Raw genomic sequence first — 19,718 nt, forward strand, 5'->3', positions numbered from 1 at the left:
GGCTCAATGCTTCTCGGTCGGCGCGGTCTTCGTGGCCTTGGCCTTGGTCGTCTTGCGCTTGCTGTGGTCGCTCGAGCGCTGGACGTACTTGACCTTTTTCGGCTCGGACTTGGCGCCGGCGGCGCTTTCCTCGCCCACGAGGCTCGCCGGCAGGAAATGGCGGGCGGCTTCGGTCACGACGCCGGCGACGGCGCCTGCGGCGGTCTGTGCCAGGTCGGGGGTCTGAGCGGCGGCGGCGCCGACTTTTCCGCCCGAACGGGTCTTGGTGAGGGCGGCGGCTGCGGCACCGGCTGCGGCGATCAGGGCATCCGCCAGAATTTCACGGCCGAGATTCGAGTTGAGCATATCCATGAGGCCGGACTTCTTCATGGTCTTCGCCAGCTTCGTGCCCGTGCTTTTGCCGCCGGTGCCTTTGCCGGATGCTTTCTTCGCCTTAGAGCTGCTCTTCTTCTCCTTGTCCTTCGGCATCTTCATCTCCTGATGGTCAAGCTTTCTGGACAACCCCTATGAAAGCATAGGGGTTCCCAAAAGGCCAAGGTTATCCGAAATGCCGGCTAAGGACTTCGCGGACGGCCTCGACGAGCTTGCCCTCGGAAACGGAGAACTGAGCCGGGCGGGCGGCCTTCCACTCCTCGTTCGAGGCGATGGCCCCTGCTGCCTTGGCGCCTTCGATCAGGTCCTTGATCTCGATCTCGCCGCGCTCGCGCTCGTTGGAGCCCTGGATCACGACGCAGGGGCTCTGGCGTCGGTCGGCATATTTCATCTGCGCCTTCATGCCCGAGGAGCCGAGATAGAGCTCGGCGCGGATGCCGGCCTGGCGCAGGGTGGAGACCATGCGCTGGTAGGCGGCGATCTGGTCCTTGTCCATGACCAGCACGACCACCGGGCCGGGCTTCTCGGCTCCCGAAACGATCGGGCTTTTCACCATCTGCAGGGCCGAGAGAAGCCGCGACACGCCGATGGAGAAGCCGGTCGCCGGAACGGGCTCCGAGCGGAAGCGGCCGACGAGCCCGTCATAGCGCCCGCCGCCGCCGACGGAGCCGAAGCGGACGGGACGCCCGTCCTCGTCCTGCACCTGGAAGGTCAGCTCGGCCTCGTAGACCGGGCCGGTATAGTATTCGAGGCCGCGGACGACGGAGGGGTCGATGGTCACGCGATCCTCGTATCCGGAGGAGGCGACGAGAGAGGCGATCTCCGCGAGTTCGTTCGCTCCTTCGAGACCACGTGCGGATGTGCCGACGACCTTGCGCAGGTTCTCGACGGTCGCCGCATTGTTCGCGCCCTTGGCGTCGGTGAAGGCGAGAACTCGAGAGATGTCATCAGGCTCGAGGCCAGCACCCTTGGTGAAATCGCCGCTCTCGTCCTTGCGCCCTGCACCGAGCAACTGGCTCACGCCCTCGGGTCCGAGGCGATCCAGCTTGTCGATGGCGCGCAGCACGGTGAGACGCTGGCCAGCCTTGTCCTCGCCGCCGAGACCAATGGCTTCGAGCACGCCGTCCAGAACCTTGCGGTTGTTGATCTTGACGATGAATTCCCCGCGCTTCAGCCCGAGCCGCTCCATCGTGTCCGCCGCCATCATGCAGATCTCCGCATCCGCCGCGACAGAGGCCGCGCCCACCGTGTCGGCGTCGAACTGCATGAACTGGCGGAAGCGGCCCGGTCCCGGCTTCTCGTTGCGGAACACCCAGCCGACGCGATAGCTGCGATAGGGCTTCGGCAGCGCGTCGAAGTTCTCGGCCACGTAGCGGGCGAGCGGCGCCGTCAGGTCGTAGCGGAGCGACAGCCACTGCTCGTCGTCGTCCTGGAACGAGAACACGCCTTCGTTCGGGCGGTCCTGGTCGGGCAGGAATTTGCCCAGCGAGTCGGTGTATTCGACGAAGGGCGTCTCGACGCCCTCGAAGCCGTAGAGCTCATACGAGTCGCGGATCGCCGCGAGCATGCGCTCGGTGGCGGAAAGATCGGCGGGAGTACGATCGGCAAAGCCGCGCGGCGCGCGGGCCTTGATCTTGTCGGCCTTGGACATGGTTCTTACAGCAGCGGTTGGATTGGAAAAACGTGCTGCGGTCCTACTCCCTGCGGCGGGGAGGGGCAAGGGTTGGGTTCAAACCCGACCCCATAAACGCGTCATGGCCGGGCTTGACCCGGCCATCCACGTCTTTTTCGCGCCGCGCCTCAGAAGGCGTGGGTGCCCGGCACAAGGCCGGGCATGACGGCAGGGATCAAGCCACCGCCTTGATCACCTTGGCGAGCTTGTCGACGATCTCGCCGATCTGCTCCTCGGTGACGATCAGCGGCGGGGAGAGGGCGATGGTGTCGCCGGTGATGCGCACCATCAGGCCGAACTCCTGGAAGCCGCGGTCCATGGCCTCGAAGGCGCGCTTGCCGACGGCGTCGGGGCGCGAGGCGAGGTCGATGGCGCCGACGAGGCCGATGGTGCGGATGTCGAGCACGTTCGGCAGGCCCTTCAGGGAATGGATCGCATCGGCCCAGACCGGCTCCAGGGTTTTTGCCCGCTCGAACAGCTTCTCGTCACGGTAGATGTCCTGGCTCGCGAGCGCCGCCGCGCAGGCGAGCGGGTGGCCGGAATAGGTGTAGCCGTGAAAGAGTTCGATCACGTGCTCGGGGCCGTTCATGAACGCATCGTAGAGGCCCTCGCGCACCATCACGCCGCCCATGGGCACGGTGCCGGAATTCACGCCCTTGGCGAAGGTGATCATATCGGGGATGACGCCGTAGCGCTCGGCGGCAAAGGCGGTGCCGAGGCGGCCGAAGCCGGTGATGACCTCATCGAAGATGAGCAGGATGTTGTGCTTGTCGCAGAGCTGGCGCAGGCGCTGGAGATAGCCCTTCGGCGGTGCGAGAACGCCCGTGGATCCGGACATCGGCTCGACGATCACGGCGGCGATGGTGGAGGCGTCGTGAAGCGTCACGATCCGCTCGAGCTCGTCGGCAAGGTGCCCGCCCCATTCCGGCTCGCCGCGGGAGAAGGCCTGCTCGGCGCGGTTATAGGTGTGGGGCAGGTGGTCGACACCGGCAAGAAGCGAGCCGAAGAACTGGCGGTTCTTCACGATGCCGCCAACCGAGATGCCGCCGAAGCCGACGCCATGATAGCCGCGCTCGCGGCCGATGAGGCGGGTCTTGCTGCCCTGGCCCTTCACGTTCCAATAGGCCAGCGCCACCTTGAGCGCCGTATCCACGGCCTCGGAGCCCGAGTTGCAGAAGAAAACGTGGTTCAGGTCGCCCGGGGCGAGCTGGGCGAGGCGCGTGGCGAGGGTGAAGCCGCCGGCATGGCCGAACTGGAAGGCGGGCGAGTAGTCGAGCTCCTGCGCCTGGGCCTGGATGGCGGCCGTGATCTCGTCCCGGTTATGGCCGGCGTTGCAGCACCAGAGACCGGCCGCGCCGTCGATCACCTCGCGGCCCTCGGGGGTGTAGTAGTACATGCCCTTGGCGCGGGCGATCATCCGAGGGTGCTGCTTGAACGAGCGGTTCGCCGTGAACGGAAGCCACCAGGCCTCCAGATCGTTGGGCACGGAAAGATCGTTGGCGGCTCTCGTCGTCTGGGCAGTCATGGCTATCCCCGGAATTGGCAGTCGGTGCGGACCCTAGCAGCGGTTTCCCCGGCTCGCAAAAGAACTTTTGCCGCGATCCCCGCTGGGGAGCAGTCTAGCCGGTCATGGCGCGGGCCTCGTAGCCGGCGGCATCCAGCACCCGCGCCACCTCGATGCTCTGGGCGCAGGTGGTGACATGAACGCGCCCGTGCTCCAGGTCGACCTCCACGGCGGCGGCCGGATCCAGGCGCCGGATCGCCTTGGTGACCGAGGCGACGCAGCCGTCGCAGGTCATGCCGTCGACTTGCATCAGCAGGTCCTTGCGGGGTTCTTCCATCGACGAAGCCTTTCCTCTCTGCGGAAGCCTGTGGGCGAGCAACGCCCGAGTGCGGGGAAAATGTCCATTGCGGGAATGCGAAACTTGCAGGGCGATTCGCGCTGATTCAATGTCTGTTAACACACTGATTCGCGCATATTCGCCGAGCCAGGGGGAGCGGGGGCACCCATGGTGACGAACACCAATAAGATTCCAGTCTCGAGAGACAGGAAGGCGGCTTTGCTCGCCTTCACGCCGGCCGTGCTGACCGCGGCCGCACCGACCTATCTTCCCATCGATTCCGGCCTGGTCATGCCGGTGCTCTGTCTGCTGACATTGACCGTGATCTTCGGTCTCGCCGTCCTTTGGCGGCAGGCGGAGCGGCAGACCCTTCCAGCGAAGCTGCCCGAGACGGGGAGGGGGCCATCGGCGCCGCTGGTCCTGCGCACGCCCCTGCGGGCGGAAGGGCCGGCGGGCCTCCTGCGGGATCTCGCAAGGACGGCTGGCGAGCAGGATGGCATCGGGATCGGCGCTTCAGCCATACGGGGGTCGAAGCTGGAACTTGTGCCGCAGGTGCCGCCGGCGCGTTTCCCGGAGCCTTTCCTGCTGCCGTCGATGCGCCGGCCTTCGGCCGAGGATTCCGGCCGTATCGGGCTCATCCTCCAGGCCTTCGAGACCGACCGGATCGAATTGCATCTCCAGCCCATCGTCTCCCTGCCGCAAACGAAGATCCGCTTCTACGAGGTCCTTGCGCGGCTCCGCCTTGGCGACGGGACGCTGCTCGGGCCTTCGGAATTCCTCCCCATCCTCGAATGCGCGGGCCGCGCTTCGGCCTTCGATCGGCGCATCGTAACCCGCTCCATGGTGGTGGCGCGCCATCTGATGAAGCGGGGCAGCGATGCCATCGTCGGTGTGAACCTCACCGCCCAATCCATCGCCGAACCCGGCTTCCTGTGGTCGCTCGTGGGCCTTATCGATGCCGAGGCGGACCTTGTCGGCAAGATCGTCCTGGAGCTTCCCCAGCATTGCTGGCGGCATCTCGATGCCGAGCACAGGGCGGCCCTTGCGGCCCTGAGCGAGCGTGGCGTGCCTTTCTCCCTCGACCGCGCCGCCGATCTGCGGTTCGACGCTCATGCCCTTGCGGAACTCGGTCTCCGCTTCATGAAGCTGCCCGCCGATCTCATGATCGAGGCCGCTGAGCGGACGGACGGGCGCTATGCCGGCCCGGAACTCGACGTGCGCGATTTCGCCTCGACCCTGCGCCGCCAGGGCATCCGGCTCATCGCGGAACGGGTCGATGCAGATGAGATGGTGCCGGCGCTCTGCGATCTCGGCGTACCGCTCGCGCAGGGCTTCGCCTTCGCAGCTCCGCGGCCGGTCAGGCCCGAGATTTTCGGCGAACTGCCGCAGACCCTCAGCCTGGACGAGGAGCCGGTGCGGCTGCGCCGCGCCGGTTGACTTAAAAGAGCGCAAGGGCCTGCCCGCCCGGCTTCGAATGAGCATCGGACCTAAAAGTGGAGCCCACTTTTAGGATCAATCCGATGCTGATCACTTGACTTGCACATCGTTTAGCGCGGAAAACCGGCCCCCACTTTTCGCTAACGCGGCCCTCCGGGTCCGCACGATGTGCTTGTGAGAACCCATGACAGCTTTGTCCCGCCCCATTCACGTCGAGGGCCTGCAATCTCTCGCCGAAAGCTACGATCTCGTCCTCTGCGATGTCTGGGGCGTGCTTCACAACGGCGTTAAAGCCTATGAGGCGGCCAGCGACGCGCTGACCCGCTTTCGCGCCAAGGGCGGACGGGTGGTTCTCGTTTCCAACGCGCCGCGTCCCGGCGCCTCGGTGGGGACGCAGCTCGACGGTTTCGGCGTGCCGCGCTCGGCCTATGACGCCATCGTCACCTCCGGCGACCTGACCCGGCTCGCCATCGAGGAGCGCATCCGGCAGATCGTGCATCACATCGGTCCGCCCCGCGACATGCCGATCTACGACGGACTCGACGCACGGTTCGGCTCGATCGAGGAGGCCGATTACGTAGTCTGCTCCGGCTTCGACAATGACGAGACCGAGACGGTCGAGGATTACCGGGCGCGGCTTGCGGCCATGCGCCGCCGCAATCTCCTCATGGTCTGTGCCAATCCTGACCTCATCGTCGAGCGCGGCCACATGATCTTGCCCTGCGCGGGCACCATCGGCCTGGCTTATGAGGAGATGGGCGGCGAGGTTCTGTATGCGGGAAAGCCGCACGGCCCGGTCTATGACAGGGCACTTGCGGTGGCAGCCGGCGTCGCAGGCCAGCCGATCCCGAAGGGGCGAGTGCTCGCCGTCGGCGATGCGATCCGCACCGATATCGCGGGCGCCGCGGGCTACGGCATCGATTCCCTGATGATCGCGCGCGGCATCCACGCGGAGGAGCTCGGCCTGCACAAGGGCGATCTCGTCTCGGACAATGTGCAGGATTGGGTCGACCGCCAGCCGGCCCGCCCGACCGCGTTTACGGAAGTTCTGTCCTGGTAGGGTCGGACGAGGCCTGGGCCGGGAAGGAATCCCTTGCGCCGAGCTTGGGGGTAGATTCCATTCCCCGTCCGCTGCATTCATGCCGGAAATGACATTGTGTTCGCGCGTTGGTTCCCTTGACCGGCAGACCGGATTTCGACAGGGTCGCGCCCGCACCATATCCGTAAAAGATGAGTCCCGAGGTTACTCCCCCGATGCACCCACCGTTCGCGATCTGCCGCGATGGCGAGCCCGTGCCAGAGAACCTCGAGGGAGCCTTGGCCGCGATCGGCAATTTCGACGGCGTGCATCGCGGGCATCAGCATCTCCTGAGGATGGCCCTGGATTCCGGACGCCCGGCTGCCGTCCTCACGTTCGAACCGCACCCGCGCACCTTTTTCCAGCCCGACAGGCCGCTGTTCCGGCTCACGCCGGAGCCCGTGAAGCTCAAGATCTTCGCACGGCTCGGGCTCGCCGGCGTTTTTCAGCGCCGGTTCAACGGAAGCCTCGCCGCACTCACGGCTGCCGGCTTTGTGGACCTGCTGGCGCGGGACCTGCGTCTCTCCGGCGTGGTGATCGGTCACGACTTCCATTTCGGCCGCAGCCGCGAGGGTAATCCGGCCCGCATGGCGGAACTCTGCCGCGCGCTGGGGCTCGACTGCCTCATCGCGCCGGCCATCGTCGAGGGAACCGAGCCGGTCTCCTCAAGCGCGATCCGGATGGCCCTGGAGGCGGGCGACATCGCCACGGCCAACCGGCTTCTCGGCTATCGCTGGTTCGTCGAGGCGGAGGTGCGCCACGGCGACAAGCGCGGCCGGGTGCTCGGCTATCCCACGGCGAATATGCGCCTACCCGATGATTGCCGCCTCCGGCATGGCATCTACGCCGTCCGGGCGTCGGTGGACGGCAAGCCCGTCGACGGCGTTGCGAGCTTCGGCCGCCGCCCGACCTTCGACAACGGCGCGCCGCTGCTCGAGGTGCATCTCTTCGATTTTGCCGGCGATCTCTACGGAAAAACCCTCGACGTGGAATTCATCGGCTGGATCCGCGGCGAGGAACGCTTCGACGGCATCGAGGCGCTGATCGCGCAGATGGATCGGGACTCTTCTCAAGCGAGGCGGATGCTCGCCGAGGACAAGACGGTTTCGATGATCGGTTGATCGTCGGACGAGTGTGGCGCGGGTGTCCCCTCCCTCCTTGTGGGGGAGGGCTAGGGAGGGGGGTGTGAGCGCCAGCCTCTCAGAACGATGCGCCAGCACCCCCCTCTCCAACTCTCCCCCACAAGGGGGGAGAGGGTTCCCGCGCCACACTCGTCTCGCGATCCCGGATCTCGCTTCGCTCGTCCGGGATGACGCTCCTAGATGGCGGGCTTCAGCGCCTTCGCCGCCATGGCGTAGCCGCCCATGGCGCCGTCGACGAAATGGATGTGGTCGGCCCGGGTGGGTGAGGGGACGAAGCAGGTCATGAGGGCGGCGTCCTGACGGTGCAGCCCGGAGCGGGCGATACCCTTCCGCTCCGCTTTCTGCAACATTGCTTCCAAGCGGTCGGCGAGGGCGGGGGTGCAGTCGAGAGTCATGCGCAGGCCGTCGTCGAACTTGCGGAAATCGGTGTTGTCGACGAGCTGGTGCCGGTAGCGGGCCGGATCGAATTTGCCGACCTTCAGGCCGAACCGGAAGACCATGAAGGCGAACAGGCGCATGAACGCCATCGCCGCGAGCTTCCCGAAACCCGGCCCGTTCTTTCCAAAGGTTTTGGCCTCGATGGCGAAGCCCTTGAACGGGGAGGGCACGGGTGGCCCTTCGTCAGGGAATGGCCGGCCGGCCTCATGACCTTCCGCCAGAGCCAGAACCTGCCCGACGAGGGCATTGAAGGCTTCCGCGCTCGCCACGGGATCGGGCAGGATGATCAGGGAAAGGATGACCCCGCGCTCGGGCCGGATCTCGTCGAAGCGGCAGGTGAGGCCGGAGAGGTCGGGCAGGGTTCCCGGAGGCGCCGGAGGGATGGCGAAGGCGCCTTCCTTCATCCGTTTTTCCGCATAGGCCAGGCCGCCGCCGGAGAACATGGCATAGGAGACATCGGGCGAGGCGGCGAAGCGGGCGATGCGCACGTCGTGGCCGCTGGCCCGGATATCGGCCACCGGGACGAGGGCGACGCGCAGCTCGAAGTCGAAGGAATCCTGCACCCAGGCCGCGACTGCGGCGAGTACCTCCCGTGCCACCTCGGATTGCGATGCCGGCAGGGCAAAGCTCGCCCCGTCCCCGCCGAACACGAAGGGAAACTCGCTCGTGCCGAGCCTGTTGGACATGGCCGCGATGACGGAGGCGGCCGCCGTGTTAACCTCCTTGTAGCGTCCAGCCCCGATGGCGGTCGTCGAGCGGACGATGTCGCTGAGGCCCAGAATCCAATCGTCCGGAGCGGGCATGTAGAGCCCGGGATCGGTCAGCTGGGAGAAATGGTCGAAGACGGGCAGGCGGGCATAGAAATCCGCGCCTTCCCTGCCATTCCTGTCATGCAGCCCGGCCTTCACGACCGTCAGCCTGCCGCTTCGCCCTCCGGCGCTCCTCGGCCCAACTCGTCCGGCAGCGGATCGCCCTCGGCCACGAAGCGCATGGAGACGGAGTTCATGCAGTAGCGCTCGCCGGTGGGAGGCGGGCCGTCGTTGAACACATGGCCGAGATGGCCCTCGCAGCGGGCGCAGCGGATCTCGATGCGGACCATGCCGTAGCTGGTGTCGCGCACGAAGGCGATGTGATCGCGGTCGATGGGATCGAAGAAGCTCGGCCAGCCGGTGCCGGATTCGAACTTCGTGCCCGCATTGAACAGAGGCAGCCCGCACAGGCGGCAGCAATAGGTGCCCTTCTCCTTGGCTTCGTTGAAGATGCCGCAGAAGGGGCGCTCTGTGCCGTGCTCGAGCAGCACGCGCCGTTCCTCGTCGTCAAGATTGGCGACGAGGGCGTGCAATTGCTCCGGGCTGGGCGGAGTGAGGTCGAAACCGGCTTTCGAGCGCCGCTTGTCGTCCACGGGGGAGTGGGCCATGGGTCTTCCTCTTGAATGTAGGAGGAACCTCTACACCGGAATTGCATCCAGCGTCTTCGGCTCCTCGATCACGTGCCCGTTATGGGCCGCTCTGAACGCGGCGGAGGCCTCATAAGCCTGCCGGCGCAGACGCATGATCACGCCCAGGGGGCGATGCGCGGCAAGTCCATGCCAGGGACTGAAGGACAGGCCTTCGTCGATGGCGGCAATCTTGTCCTCGCTCCAGGCTTCCTGAGGCGCAACCGTGATGCGACCCACGGAAATATAGGGACTCTGCTCCTCGGGCCACAAGACGGAGGCATCCTCCACAGGCATGGTTTCGAGATCGGTGCAGAGCTGGACCCGGATCTCCCACTCGCCGCCATGCCGATGGAAGAAATCGACCACCGCCTCGCGGATGCCGTCGGGCCTGCCATTCAGGTCGAGGGGAGCGTCCTTGAGCGCCTTCAGCTCCTCACTCACCGGGGCGACCGAGATCTTGGCGATGTAGTCGCCATAGCGGATGGGAGCCTGCGAGAAGAAGGTCTCGCCCAGGATATGCGTCTCCGGATGCCCGCCGAGCGCCTTCAGCTTCGCGCTCTCGCCGCCGAAGGCCTCGACCAGGGTCTCCAGGCCGCGGGAGACGGTCGAGACGACCTTCTTGGTGCGCTCGAGGCGGTCGGTGGTCTTTTCCAGCAACTTCAGGTTCTGCGCGAAGCTCTTGGGGCTCGACTGAAAGGCGGGGCCGTTCACAAGTACGAAATCCTGGGTGGTGGCGCCGTCCGAGCCCGGCAGGCGCTCCCCCTCGGCGCCCGAGACCTTGATCGACACGCCGCGCGGGGTGGAGATGCTGTCGTCGAGAATATCGCCCGGCGTCGTGGAGAACCTCATCACGAGGGGATAGGTGCCTGGCTTGGCGAAGAGCCCCTGGGCCAGAGCCGGCGGCAGGCCTGGCGGGATATGGAGCTGCCCTTTCAGAAGACCGTGGCTCTTGGCATGGACGCTGCGCACCGCGTGGCCGTAATCCTCGAACGTCTTCTCCCGGACCTTGCGCATCGACTCGAGGATGCTCGCCCCGATTTCCGCCTCCTGCGGATGCGGCGTCTCGACCGAAGGTTCGTAGCGGAGAGGAGAGGCGGGCGGCACACGATCGGCTTGGGACAAAGGATGGCTCCGTGGAGAGGAAGTTTCGCCCGGTTCAGGGCATCCGGGGCAAAGCCGGACCCCGGTAATGGTTCCGAACGGCCGAGGTTGCTGCGGCGTCGTCGCCTGTAAATCTCTCCCGCGTCTGTGCTTTATTATCCGGCCCGGCGCTGCTAAAAGGCTCGTCATGCCCATGGGTTCTCAGGATCTGCCGGTGGCCCGCATAGGTGCTGCGCGAATTATCGGCCCGGCTTTCGCATGACCTGCGAAGGTCCGGGATCCTAGCCGTTCGCCCCTGACAGAAGCACGATGCGCCCGCCTGACTTACGGGCCACCCAAGACCGATTGACCGTCATGACCGACAAGCCTGAAAGCGCCGCCCGCGACTATTCCGAAACCCTGTTCCTGCCCCAGACCGAGTTCCCCATGCGGGCCGGCCTGCCGCAGCGCGAGCCGCAGCTCCTGCAGCGCTGGAACGAGAACAAGCTCTATGAGCGCCTGCGCGAGGTCCAGAAGGGCCGCCCGCGCTTCGTGCTGCATGACGGCCCTCCCTACGCCAACGGCAACATCCATATCGGCCACGCCCTCAACAAGATCCTGAAGGACATGGTCGTCCGCTCGCAGGGCATGCTCGGCTTCGATTCCAACTACGTGCCGGGCTGGGACTGCCACGGCCTGCCGATCGAGTGGAAGATCGAGGAGGAATACCGCGCCAAGGGCAAGAACAAGGACGATGTGAACATCGTCGAGTTCCGCCGCGAGTGCCGGGCCTTTGCCGAGAAGTGGATCGACGTGCAGCGCGAGGAGTTCAAGCGCCTCGGCGTCGAGGGCGACTGGACGAATCCCTACCAGACCATGTCCTTCGACGCGGAAGCGCAGATCGCCCGCGAGATCATGAAGTTCGCGGTGAGCGACCAGCTCTATCGCGGCTCGAAGCCGGTCATGTGGTCCTCCGTCGAGAGGACGGCGCTCGCCGAGGCGGAGGTCGAGTATCACGAGAAGACCTCGCCCACGATCTGGGTGAAGTTCAAGATCACCAACACGCTCGACGGCGATCTCGACGGTGCCTCGGTGGTCATCTGGACGACGACGCCCTGGACGATCCCGGCGAACCGCGCCATCGCCTACGGCGAGAACATCGCCTACGGCCTCTATCAGGTGACGGAAGCAGCCGACGACAACTGGGCCAAGGTGGGCGACCGCCTCGTCATCGCCGACAAGCTCGCGGCCGACGTGTTCGCGGCGGCGCGCGTCGTCGCTTACGAGCGCGTGAAGGACGTGCTGCCGGTGATGATCGAGCGCTGCGCGCATCCTTTCCGCGGACTGGACGGCGCCGACGGCTATTGGGATTTCGGCGTGCCGGTGCTGCCGGCCGATTACGTCACGGACGATGCCGGCACGGGCTTCGTGCATACGGCTCCCGGCCATGGCGCGGACGACTACAACACTTACGTGAAGCACCGCGACGTGTTCGCCGCCTGCGGCACGAAGGAAGTGCCGCATACGGTGTCTCCGGACTCGTCCTACTTCCCCGACGTGCCGTTCTTCGCGGGCGAGCGCATCTATGACGACAAGGGCAAAGATGCGGGCGCCAACGAGGCGGTGATCAAGAAGCTCGTCGAGGTCGGTGCGCTGATCGCGCGCGGGCGCCTCAAGCACCAGTATCCGCATTCCTGGCGCTCGAAAGGTCCGCTGATCTTCCGCAACACGCCGCAATGGTTCATCTCCATGGACAAGCTGCTCGACAACAAGGGCGACACCCTGCGTCAGCGCGCTCTTCATGCGATCAAGACCGTGGAATGGGTGCCGGAGTCCGGCGAGAACCGCATCAACGGCATGATCGAGAACCGGCCCGACTGGGTGGTTTCGCGTCAGCGCGCCTGGGGCGTGCCGATCGCCGTCTTCGTGAAGAAGGGTACGAACGAGATCCTCAAGGACGATCGCGTCAACGACGCGATCGCCGCGGCCTTCGAGAAGGAGGGCGCGGATGCGTGGTATGCGAATGACGGATCGCGCTTCCTGAAGGCGGGCGGCTACGACCTCGACGATTTCGACAAGATCGACGACATCCTCGACGTGTGGTTCGATTCCGGCTGCACCCACGCCTTCGCCCTCGAGAAGCGCGACGACCTGAAGGTGACGCGTAAGGTCGATGGCGGGCCCGATCAGGTCATGTACCTCGAAGGCTCGGACCAGCATCGCGGCTGGTTCCACTCCTCACTGCTCGAGAGCTGCGGCACGCGCGGACGCGCGCCCTACGATATCGTTCTGACCCACGGCTTCGTCCTCGACGAGAAGGGGCAGAAGATGTCGAAGTCGCTCGGCAACGTGGTCGCGCCGCAGAAGGTGATCCAGGATTCCGGCGCCGACATCCTGCGCCTCTGGGTGGCGGCTTCCGATTATTCGGACGATCTGCGCATCGGCCCTGAAATCCTGAAGACCTTCGTCGAGACCTATCGCAAGCTGCGCAACACGATCCGCTGGATGCTGGGCTCGCTGGCGCATTTCCGCGAGGCCGACAAGGTCGCGTTCAAGGAGATGCCGGAGCTCGAGCGCTTCGTCCTGCATCGTCTCGCCGAGCTCGATGGCGATATGCGCGAGGCCTACAGCACCTTCGACTACAAGCGGGTGATCGCGCTTCTGAACTCGTTCATGACCACGGATCTGTCGGCCTTCTATTTCGACATCCGCAAGGACGCGCTCTATTGCGATCCGATCTCCGGCAAAGTGCGCAAGAGCGCGCTCACGGTAATCGACCAGGTCTTCCGCTGCGTGGCGACCTGGATCGCGCCGATCCTCGCCTTCACGGCCGAGGAGGCGTGGCTCGCGCGCTATCCGGAAGCGGAGTCCGTGCATCTCGAAACTTTCCCGCAGGTGCCGGCCGAATGGCGCGACGAGGCGCTGGCCGAGCGCTGGGCCAAGGTGCGCCGCGTCCGCCGCGTCGTCACGGGTGCGCTCGAGATCGAGCGGGCGCAGAAGCGCATCGGCGCGAGCCTCGAGGCGGCGCCCGTAGTGCACATCGCCGACGAGAACCTGCTCAAGGCCGTGCAGGGCCTCGACCTCGCCGAGATCTGCATCACCTCCGGCATCCAGGTCGTGCAGGGCGAGGGCCCGGCCGAGGCCTTCCGTCTCGAAGATGTGAAGGGCGTGGCTGTCGTGCCGGCTCTGGCGCAGGGCCGCAAATGCGCCCGCTCTTGGAAGGTGACGCCCGATGTCGGCGCCGATCCCGACTATCCGGACGTGACGCCCCGCGACGCGGAGGCTCTGCGCGAATGGGATCAGCTCAAGGCGGCGGCCGAATGAGCAAGCCCGACGACACCGGCGCTCCGCTGACCGAGGCAGCGGAGAAGCGCCCACGTGCCGCGAGCCGGCCGCGCAGCCCGAAGGGCAGGGCGCGCCCGGCAACGAAAGGCTTTTCCGCAGCTGCGGTCCTGGGCTTCTCGATTGCCCTGATCACCCTCGTTCTCGATCAGGTGACGAAGATCTACACCCTGTTCGTCTACGACCTGCCGGTGAAGGAGCCGGTGGAGTTTGCCCCCTTCGTCAACCTCATCGTGGTCTGGAACCGGGGCATTTCCTACGGCCTGTTCCAGCAGAATTCCGAACTCGGCCGCTGGGGCCTGATCGTCATCTCGATCATCGCCGCCATCGGCCTGTCGATCTGGATCCGCCGCACCAATGCCAAGCTTCTCGCGGCCTCCCTCGGCCTGATCGTGGGCGGTGCCGTCGGCAATGTGATCGACCGGCTGGCCTATGGCGCCGTGTTCGATTTCATCCAGTTCCAGATCGGTTCCTGGTCCTGGTATGTGTTCAATGTGGCCGATGCCGCTATCGTTGCGGGGGTGGTCGGTTTGCTTTATGACTCCTTCTTCCTTGAAGGGCGGCGGGCAAAATAACGATATCCTCAAAATAACGATATCTTATGGCGTCTGCTGCCATATGTTCGCCAGAATGAGCGATCAGGCCTTCCGGCCACAACGAGAAACTAATGGTGGGTGCCATGAAGGGAATGAGAATCATAGGCCTTGCGGGGGCCTTCGCGCTTCTGGTCGCCGCCACCGGCGCGTCGGCGCAGGAAGGCGAGGCGATGAAGAGCATTCTCGGCGCCATCGGCATCATTCCCAAGGAAAAGGCGCCCATCACCTACAATGAGCGTGCGCCGCTCGTGCTTCCCCCCAGCATGAATCTTCCGGCTCCCGTTCCAGGCGGCGGTGCCGAGGCGCGTAACGGCAATTGGCCGAAGGATCCGGATGTGGCAGCACGCCGCAAGGCCTCCGCCGAGGCGCGGACGCCTTATACCAGCTCCGAGCTCTACAAGAACACCGAGGGTCATCGCCTCTCGATCGAGGAAATGCGCGCCGGCCGCAACCCGAACAACATCGTGACGGCACCGCCGACCAAGGTCGATCGCCAGACCGATGTCAGCCGCATGACCCCCGACGAGCTGCGTGCCTTCGCCAAGGACGACAAGCCGGAGCTGCAAGGCAACGGAATCGATCGCCGTTACCTCAGCGATCCTCCGGGCGATCTGCTCAAGGCGCAGGGCGGCCGCCGCCTCAAGGCCTCCGCCGATCCGGCTCCGATGGGGGATCCCGACAGCCCCGCCGCCTATCTCCGTCAGCAGCAGAGCAGGCAGTAAACCTTGTCTCTTCCCACTTCCTTCAGGCGAACGGGTTCACCCGCTTCGCCTGAAAACGTTATGGGGGCTGTGAAAAGCCAAGCCTGGTCCCGTCTGCCCGCACGGATGGCCCATACCGGAAAAGATGCGCTGCTCCGCTTGCCTAGCCGCCTAATTTGGCTATCCCCGTAGGAGCCATCCTGCGAAATGATTTGTTGTCGCCAAGGTTGAATCGTCATGGACACTGCTTCAAAGCCCCTACTTCGCGCCGACGCCGCCTCTTTCGGGCGAACGGAGGGCAGCGGTCCGAGCCTGTCGTCCTTCACCCTCGACAACGGTCTCGATGTCGTCGTCATTCCGGATCGCCGCGTTCCCGTCGCCACCCACATGATCTGGTACCGCAATGGTTCCGCTGACGATCCGCTTGGCCAATCGGGCATCGCGCATTTCCTCGAGCACCTGATGTTCAAGGGCACCGAGAAGCATCCGGCGGGCGAGTTCTCGAAAGTCGTCTCGGGCCTCGGCGGTCAGGAGAACGCTTTCACCTCTTTCGACTACACCGCCTATTTCCAGCGCGTCGCGCGCGAAAATCTCAAGACGATGATGGAGTTCGAGGCAGACCGCATGACGAACCTCCTGCTGGAGGAATCCGTCATCGCTCCGGAGCGCGACGTGGTGCTGGAAGAGCGCCGCATGCGCGTCGAGACCGATCCATCGGCGCAGCTCTCGGAAGCGATGGCGGCCTCGCTTTTCGTGCATCACCCCTATGGTATTCCGATCATCGGCTGGATGCATGAGATCGAGACGCTCAATCGCGATCACGCGCTCGACTATTACCGCCGCTTCTATACGCCTGAGAACGGCATTCTCGTCGTTGCCGGCGACGTGACCGAGGACGAGGTGCGCCGCCTGGCGGATGCCACCTATGGCCGCATCGCGCCGCAGGGCAAGCGTCCGCTTCGTGTGCGCCCGCGCGAGCCGGAGCCTGTCGCGGCACGCCACATCACTGTTGCCGATCCGAAGGTCGAGCAGCCGACCCTGCAGCGGCTCTATCTGGTCCCGTCCTGCCGCACGGCCTCGCAGCGCGACTGCTATGCGCTCGAGCTTCTCGCCGAGGTGATCGGCGGCGGCCCGACCTCGTACCTTTACCGCAAGCTCGTGATGGAACGCGGCATCGCGGTGAATGCCGGCGCCTGGTACATGTCGTCCGCCATGGAGGACACGCGCTTCTGCGTCTATGCGGTTCCGGCCGAGGGCGTGTCGCTCCAGGCGCTGGAAGAGGCGGTCGATCAGGTGCTCAACACGATTTCCGCCGAGGCGCTGGACGCGGATTCCATCGAGCGCGCCAAGACGCGCCTCGTGGCCGAGACGATCTATTCCACCGACAGCCAGTCCTCGCTCGCCCGCATCTATGGGTCGGCGCTCGCCATCGGCGAGACCATCGAGGAGGTGCGCCGCTGGCCGGTCGAGATCGAGACCGTCATGAAGGACGATCTCGCCTCCGCGGCGGAGCGCTATCTCATCCCGCGCCGTTCCGTGACGGGCTATCTGCAGAAGTCGGCTTCCTGAGCGCCTGCACAAGAACTGAGGTAACCATGACAGCTTCTGTCGAAACCCGGTCTTCGTCGCCCACGACGGTGAACGCGCTGACTTCGCCCGGCGGCGTCGAGGCGTGGCACGTCGAATCCGACGTGGTGCCGCTGATCGCCGTCTCCTTCATCTTCGAAGGCGGATCCGCGCACGATCCCGCGGACAAGCCCGGCGTGGCGCAGATGCTCGCCCGCCTGCTCGACGAGGGCGCGGGCGATTACGATTCCGATGCCTTCCAGGAGCGTCTCGCAGCGCGCGCCATCGAGCTGTCGTTCAACGCGGGCAACGATGCTCTCGGCGGTTCATTGAAGACTCTCGTGAAGCATGCGGACGAGGCTTTCGAACTCCTGCGCCTCGCGCTCGCGGAGCCGCGCTTCGATCAGGATTCCATCGAGCGCGTGCGCGCGCAGACCATCGCCGGCCTGAAATACCAGCAGAACGATCCCGGCGTGATGGCGACGCGCCGTTTCTTCGAAGAAGGCTTTGCCGGTCACCCCTACGGCCGTCCGACCTCCGGCACGCCGGAGAGCGTTGCGGCGATCACGCGCGACGATCTCATTGCCATGCATCGGGCAATCATCGCCCGCGGCCGCGTCAAGATCGCCGTCGTCGGCGCCATCGGCAGCGACAATCTGGCAAACCTGCTCGACAAGGTGTTCGGGGCCCTGCCGGAGGCGAAGCCTCTGAGCGTCATCGAGCCCGCGGCGCTGCATAAGCTCGGCTCGCGCATCGTCGTGGATCTCGACGTGCCGCAATCGGTCATCCGCTTCGGCATGAACGGCCTCGCCTGGCGCGACCCCGGCTTCATTCCGGCCTATGTGCTCAACCACATCCTCGGCGGCGGCGCCTTCACCTCGCGCCTGTTCCAGGAAGTGCGCGAGAAGCGCGGCCTCGCCTACAGCGTCGGCACGTCGCTGGTGAGCTACCGCTCCGCCAGCATGACCTGGGGCTACACGGCGACGAAAAACGAGCGCGTGATTGAGGCGCTCGACGTCATCGCCGACGAGATGGCGAAGCTGACGAGCGAAGGCCCGTCCGACGACGAGTTGCAGAAGGCCAAGGATTATCTCATCGGCTCCTATGCGCTCGGCTTCGACACCTCGACCAAGATCGCCCACACCCTGGCCCAGATCGCCTTCGAGGGCCTCGGCATCGACTATATCGGCCGCCGCAACGGCCTCGTCGCCGCCGTCACCCAAGCCGACATCCGCAACGCCGCCGAACGCATCTTCGGCGACGGGAAGATGCTGACAGTGATCGCGGGACGGCCGACGGGGGTTTGATCCGTATCGACGGCCCTGGCGGAACGATCCGCGGAAGGTTGAGGATCTTAGTTAGTGACTTAAGTTTGGCCCCGCCCCGTCATTCCGGGGCGCCGCAGGCGAACCCGGAACCCATAACCGCCACCCTCGCAGAAAGCGGCGCAACGAACGCCGCTCATCTCTATCTTGAGCCGCCGTGGTTATGGGTTCCGGGCTCCGCTGCGCGGCCCCGGAATGACGGGGTGGGCCAAACCGAGTCACCGCCTAAGATCCTCAACCCTAGCCTCGGCCGCTCCTCTGCCCTAATCTTGCACCCCTGCTTTGAACGAGTCGGAGTGTGCTAATGGCCCTGCAGCAATCGATCGATCTTGCCCTTGATGCCAATATCGGAAAGGGCGGCCTGTCTCAGGCGGCGGTCGACGATGCGCTGGGGCTCGTCGGCGACGCCATGAAGAGGCTTTCCGAGGACGATGCCTCAGGTCGGCTTCCGCTGCTTCATATGCCGCGCACCACGGACGATCTGGCGAGCATCCGCGAGGCGGCCTCCTTCCTGCGGGATGACTCGACCGACGTGGTCGTCCTCGGCGTCGGCGGATCGAGCCTCGGCGGGCAGACTTTGGCGCAGCTGAAGGATTATGCGGTTCCGGGCACGGGCCGCTTCGCCGAGAGCCCGCGCATCCACTTCCTCGACAATCTCGACCCCATCACCTTCGACCGCATCCTGCACAAGCTGCCGCTCTCCTCGACCAAGTTCGTGTCGATCTCGAAATCCGGCGGCACGGGCGAGACCCTGATGCAGACGATCGCTGTGCTCACCGCGCTCGAGAAAGCGGGCCTGCGCTCCCATCCCAACGACCTTTTCCTCGGCATCTCCGAGCCGCGCAAGGATGGGACCAAGAATGCGCTGCGCGATCTTCTCGAGCCCGAAGGCGTGCGCTTCCTGGAGCATCACACGGGCATCGGCGGGCGCTACTCGGTGCTCACCAATGTGGGCCTTCTGCCGGCCGCAGCGCTGGGCCTCGACATCGGCGCCATCCGGCAGGGCGCGGCTGATGCCTATGAGCCTTTCCGCAACGGTGCTGCTGCCAAAGACGCGCCGTCGGCTCTGGGGGCTGCACTCAACATCGCCGCGGCGAAGGCCGGCAAGGGCATAGCCGTGACCATGGCCTATGCAGACCGGCTCGAGCGCTTCACCCGCTGGTGGGTGCAGCTCTGGGCGGAGAGCGTCGGCAAGGACGGCAAGGGCACGCAGCCGGTCGCTGCCATCGGGCCGGTGGACCAGCACAGCCAGCAGCAGCTCTATCTCGCCGGCCCCAACGACAAGCTCTTTACCGTGCTGACCACCGGCGTGTCCGGAAAGGGTCCCGTCATGGACGCTGCCCTGGCCAAGCGCGCAGGGCAGGCGGGCTTTGCCGGCAAGACCATCGGCGACCTCGTGTCCGCCCAAGGGCGCGCCATGGCCGACACCTTCGCCAAGAACAGCCGCCCGACCCGGCAGATCCATATCGAGACCCTGAACGAGCGCGCGCTCGGCGAGCTTCTCATGCATTTCATGCTGGAGACGATTCTGGCCGGCTATGCCATGGGCGTCGACCCGTTCGACCAGCCTGCGGTGGAAGAGGCCAAGATCCTGGCGAAGGAATATCTGGAGCAGGGGTAACACACCCCTACGTCATCCCGGACGGCGCAGCTGGTCCGGGATCGCTTTCAGAACGGGACGCTGGGACCC

The 19,718-nt window shown here is 65.5% G+C and carries 16 protein-coding genes; 9 read left to right on the plus strand and 7 right to left on the minus strand.

All coding sequences use genetic code 11. The features are described from left to right. Positions 1 to 3: 3 nt before the first annotated feature. The 4 genes from JKL46_RS21435 to JKL46_RS21450 all read right to left on the minus strand — a co-directional run bounded on the left by JKL46_RS21435 (position 4) and on the right by JKL46_RS21450 (position 3,885). Entirely contained in the window at positions 4 to 468 is a 465-nt protein-coding gene (locus tag JKL46_RS21435) for a hypothetical protein (RefSeq protein WP_201837154.1), read from the minus strand. 70 nt (positions 469 to 538) lie between these two features. Further along, complete coding sequence (hisS, locus tag JKL46_RS21440) at positions 539 to 2,023, minus strand: histidine--tRNA ligase (protein WP_201837156.1); 1,485 nt, start codon at positions 2,021 to 2,023, stop codon at positions 539 to 541. A 196-nt stretch (positions 2,024 to 2,219) separates the two neighbouring features. After that, positions 2,220 to 3,569 (minus strand): omega-aminotransferase AptA, encoded by a 1,350-nt coding sequence (gene aptA / locus JKL46_RS21445; RefSeq protein ID WP_201837157.1) that lies wholly within the window; start codon positions 3,567 to 3,569, stop codon positions 2,220 to 2,222. 94 nt (positions 3,570 to 3,663) lie between these two features. Then, positions 3,664 to 3,885 carry a heavy-metal-associated domain-containing protein gene (locus JKL46_RS21450; protein ID WP_201837159.1) on the minus strand — a complete coding sequence of 74 codons (222 nt, stop codon included), beginning with the start codon at positions 3,883 to 3,885 and terminating at the stop codon, positions 3,664 to 3,666. A gap of 168 nt (positions 3,886 to 4,053) precedes the next feature. Between JKL46_RS21450 and JKL46_RS21455 the strand changes: the two genes are divergently transcribed. The 3 genes from JKL46_RS21455 to JKL46_RS21465 all read left to right on the plus strand — a co-directional run bounded on the left by JKL46_RS21455 (position 4,054) and on the right by JKL46_RS21465 (position 7,521). Beyond that, a complete protein-coding gene (locus tag JKL46_RS21455; RefSeq protein ID WP_201837161.1) occupies positions 4,054 to 5,322 on the plus strand; it encodes an EAL domain-containing protein in 1,269 nt (422 codons plus the stop codon). A gap of 184 nt (positions 5,323 to 5,506) precedes the next feature. Next, entirely contained in the window at positions 5,507 to 6,382 is an 876-nt protein-coding gene (locus tag JKL46_RS21460) for a TIGR01459 family HAD-type hydrolase (protein ID WP_201837163.1), read from the plus strand. 194 nt (positions 6,383 to 6,576) lie between these two features. Further along, the gene (locus JKL46_RS21465) at positions 6,577 to 7,521 is read left to right on the plus strand and encodes a bifunctional riboflavin kinase/FAD synthetase (RefSeq protein WP_201837165.1); all 945 of its coding nucleotides are present in this window, start codon (positions 6,577 to 6,579) and stop codon (positions 7,519 to 7,521) included. Between the two features lie 197 nt (positions 7,522 to 7,718). On the opposite strand, the gene JKL46_RS21470 is transcribed toward JKL46_RS21465, so the two are convergent. From JKL46_RS21470 to JKL46_RS21480, 3 genes are read right to left on the minus strand one after another with little or no spacing between them, the layout of a single operon-like run. Beyond that, positions 7,719 to 8,888: a DUF3095 family protein gene (locus tag JKL46_RS21470; protein ID WP_201837167.1), complete on the minus strand. Its 1,170-nt coding sequence runs from the start codon at positions 8,886 to 8,888 to the stop codon at positions 7,719 to 7,721. Positions 8,889 to 8,893: 5 nt separating this feature from the next. Further along, complete coding sequence (msrB, locus tag JKL46_RS21475; RefSeq protein WP_201837169.1) at positions 8,894 to 9,397, minus strand: peptide-methionine (R)-S-oxide reductase MsrB; 504 nt, start codon at positions 9,395 to 9,397, stop codon at positions 8,894 to 8,896. A 30-nt stretch (positions 9,398 to 9,427) separates the two neighbouring features. Then, a complete protein-coding gene (locus JKL46_RS21480) occupies positions 9,428 to 10,522 on the minus strand; it encodes a catalase family protein (protein ID WP_201837231.1) in 1,095 nt (364 codons plus the stop codon). Between the two features lie 351 nt (positions 10,523 to 10,873). Between JKL46_RS21480 and ileS the strand changes: the two genes are divergently transcribed. From ileS to JKL46_RS21510, 6 genes are all read left to right on the plus strand, one after another. Next, positions 10,874 to 13,822: an isoleucine--tRNA ligase gene (ileS, locus tag JKL46_RS21485; protein ID WP_201837171.1), complete on the plus strand. Its 2,949-nt coding sequence runs from the start codon at positions 10,874 to 10,876 to the stop codon at positions 13,820 to 13,822. After that, complete coding sequence (gene lspA / locus JKL46_RS21490; protein ID WP_201837173.1) at positions 13,819 to 14,415, plus strand: signal peptidase II; 597 nt, start codon at positions 13,819 to 13,821, stop codon at positions 14,413 to 14,415. The genes ileS and lspA overlap by 4 nt, the downstream gene beginning before the upstream one ends. 104 nt (positions 14,416 to 14,519) lie before the next feature. Continuing rightward, the gene (locus tag JKL46_RS21495; RefSeq protein ID WP_201837175.1) at positions 14,520 to 15,158 is read left to right on the plus strand and encodes a hypothetical protein; all 639 of its coding nucleotides are present in this window, start codon (positions 14,520 to 14,522) and stop codon (positions 15,156 to 15,158) included. Positions 15,159 to 15,374: 216 nt separating this feature from the next. Further along, positions 15,375 to 16,706, plus strand: a complete 1,332-nt coding sequence (locus tag JKL46_RS21500) for a M16 family metallopeptidase (protein WP_201837177.1) — start codon at positions 15,375 to 15,377, stop codon at positions 16,704 to 16,706. Between the two features lie 26 nt (positions 16,707 to 16,732). Continuing rightward, positions 16,733 to 18,010 carry a M16 family metallopeptidase gene (locus tag JKL46_RS21505; RefSeq protein WP_201837179.1) on the plus strand — a complete coding sequence of 426 codons (1,278 nt, stop codon included), beginning with the start codon at positions 16,733 to 16,735 and terminating at the stop codon, positions 18,008 to 18,010. Positions 18,011 to 18,332: 322 nt separating this feature from the next. Then, the gene (locus tag JKL46_RS21510) at positions 18,333 to 19,649 is read left to right on the plus strand and encodes a glucose-6-phosphate isomerase (protein WP_201837181.1); all 1,317 of its coding nucleotides are present in this window, start codon (positions 18,333 to 18,335) and stop codon (positions 19,647 to 19,649) included. Positions 19,650 to 19,718: the final 69 nt, after the last annotated feature.

Source organism: Microvirga zambiensis WSM3693 (genome assembly GCF_016735695.1).
GTDB classification, from domain to species: Bacteria; Pseudomonadota; Alphaproteobacteria; order Rhizobiales; family Beijerinckiaceae; genus Microvirga; species Microvirga zambiensis.